At 66.3% G+C, this 2452-nt stretch carries 3 protein-coding genes; all 3 read right to left on the reverse strand.

All coding sequences use genetic code 11. The annotated features are described in order from the left end of the window. Positions 1–430 (reverse strand): LacI family DNA-binding transcriptional regulator (locus ABF401_RS17150; protein ID WP_353510795.1); only part of this gene is annotated, 430 nt, incomplete at its 3' end. Between the two features lie 984 nt (positions 431–1414). After that, the gene (locus tag ABF401_RS17155; RefSeq protein WP_353510796.1) at positions 1415–1951 is read right to left on the reverse strand and encodes a DUF6882 domain-containing protein; all 537 of its coding nucleotides are present in this window, start codon (positions 1949–1951) and stop codon (positions 1415–1417) included. A gap of 186 nt (positions 1952–2137) precedes the next feature. Further along, positions 2138–2452 (reverse strand): hypothetical protein (locus ABF401_RS17160; protein ID WP_353510797.1); only part of this gene is annotated, 315 nt, incomplete at its 5' end.

The following is a 2452-nucleotide window of genomic DNA, read 5'->3' on the forward strand; positions in this document are numbered from 1 at the left end:
CGGGTCCGGTATGGGGGTCGATGGCGACCACGGGGATGCCGTTGGTGGCGTCGACGATCGTCGGGGTCACGATGATGGCGCCGTCGATGAGCGTCCCCCCGAGCCGCGACAGGGAGCTGCGCTCCCAACCGACGGAGCCGTTCGAGCGGCCGCCGGAGAACGCCAGCAGCTCGTAGCCCGTGCCGGCGATGGCATCGGATACGCCCTTCAACAGCTCGGTGCTGAACGGCTCGAACTCTGCGACGAGGACTCCGATGATGTCCGTCTTGTGGCTGCGCAGGCTCCGTGCCCCGAGGCTCGCCACGTAGCCGAGGTCCTCGATGACCCGCGTGACCCGTTCGGTGGTCGCCTGCGACACTCCGTAGTGGCCGTTGACGACTTTGGAGACGGTTGCGACGGAGACTCCGGCGGCGTGCGCCACGTCCCGCATGTTGACGCGTCTACCGTGCACGCGCGTGCCCCACTCAATCCTCGCCGGCTCAGGTCCAGCGGTTTCGATAACGTTCTCCAAAGCATAGCGTGGCATCGTCATCGCGCGGTCGCGCCACGCATGCCGTATGCCGCTGAGTCGGCGCGCTGGGACCACACCTCCCAGCCCCGCTGGCCCTGCGGACCTACACCAACCGTCGTGCCGAGAATGTCGTGCAGACCTCCGACGTCGCGACCCGCACCACGACATACGACCCGGGCGGGCGCGCCGTCTCGACCAGGACGACGACCACAGGGTCTGGCGGGGTCCACGCCCTTGGAACGCGAAGCAGCGGACGTGACCCGATCGTCGAGGCCCAACGAGTTCTACGCCGGCGGCTACGCCGACCTCACCTTAGTCCTCGGCCTCACCGGTTTTCGGTTCGGCGAGCTGCGCGGCCTGCGGGTCCGCGACGTTGTCGCCGTGCCGTTCCCCGGCCTGGCGGTCAAGCGCGCGCCGGCAATCGGCGCCGCGCCGTCCACTGGAGCACGACCTCCCTTGGACGTCCGCGCACACCCCCCCTTCACACAGCGGCCAGCCTCTGGATCGCCGCCGGCGTCGAGATCAAGACCGTCTCGCACTGGCTCATGCACTCGACCGCGGAGCTCACCCTCGACACGTACGGTCACCTCATAGGGACTGACGCCGAGCGCGCTGCGCTCGATCGGGTGAGCCGGGGCTTGGGCGCCTCGGACGCGAGGGGCAGCGAATCACTCCCCTGCAACTCGCGCCTCCCACGGCAAAACAGGGCGCTGGAGCGCATAAATGCGAAGTGCCTCCGGAAGGATTCGAACCTGCGACAGCCGCTTTAGGAGTCCGACCGGGGTCGGTTGGCTGCTCGGAGTCGCTTGTGCCGCAATGGCTTTCGCAATGCTCTACATGAGTTGGCTGCGGCTGTTGCAGAGGGTGCGGGTACTTCCGAGGTACCTGTGCTCACGGGCCTTGTCAGTCGTCGATGTTGATGGTGAAGGTTGTCGACTCGCCCTCGTGCGTCGTCAGGGTGACAGGTCCGAAGGTGATGATCGGCATGCTCGCACCGGCTCCCCGGTAGAAGCCGGTTGCCTTTGTGACGCGGATACTGATGGCCGTAAGGGTGTTCGCGAGCTCGTCATCGGCGGTCACCTTGGGCGCTGTCAGACTCGTGTGACCATTGGCCTCGGCCCAGTCATGGACAGTTCGGGAGTCACGGCTCAGTTCCGAAAGCACGCTTTCGTTGGCCCAGGCCCACAGCCAGGAGCCGGCGGTGGGGTTGTAGCTGGCGAGGATTTGGGCCGGCGCTGTGGCTGTCTTGTCGGCGAATGTCCATGTGATGAGGCGGGAGGTTTGGTCGAGGTCCCATTGATCTGCGGTGCCGAGCCCCCAGCTCCGGTGCGCCTCGGCCAACTGCGCCATCATGTCCTCGCCTTGCATGATGATCGTGGCCAGTTCTGCGTCTCCCGAGTCTGTCGCTTCCGGCTCCTTGTCCCTCTTGAAGATCCCCATGGCCGCGAGTGTGCCATGCCTGCTGGACTGGGGATGGCCAGGGAGAGCCACCGACCCGATAGTGGAGCAGGACAGCACGCCGGAGTGGCCGGGTCCAGGGCGGCCGGAGGCCATCGCGCAGCGACGCGTAGCGCCCTTGACGCGGTCTTGAGGCGTGCGGACAGTGAAGCGTCGGGGCGGCGGCTCCTACTTAGCGAAGCAGGAGTACGGAGCCACGCTGACACCTTCGACGACGAGGCGTTCGTCGTCGGGGTCCGCGCCCGGTATCACGTCGGCGGCATCGATCGAGGACATGGAGAAGATGGCGAAGCCGAGTTCGTACACCATGCCTATGTCGAACGGCCTGCCCCGAAGTCCTGCCTCCCTGAGTTCGGCGACGACGTCGTCCATGAGGCGGTAGGTGAGCTGGATGTCATCGAAGAAGACCTCGTCGCCGCCTTCACCGGTGAACGACAGTTCGATGAGTTCCACGACCTCCCCATCGGCGTAGTGGACGGAGAA

This window comes from Intrasporangium sp. (assembly GCF_040414665.1).
Lineage (GTDB): Bacteria > Actinomycetota > Actinomycetes > Actinomycetales > Dermatophilaceae > Intrasporangium.

What these genes read in the sequence shown, in the direction of transcription:
- ABF401_RS17155 (WP_353510796.1), bottom strand. Translation starts at nt 1,951, where the DNA reads ATGGGGATCTTCAAGAGGGACAAGGAGCCGGAAGCGACAGACTCGGGA.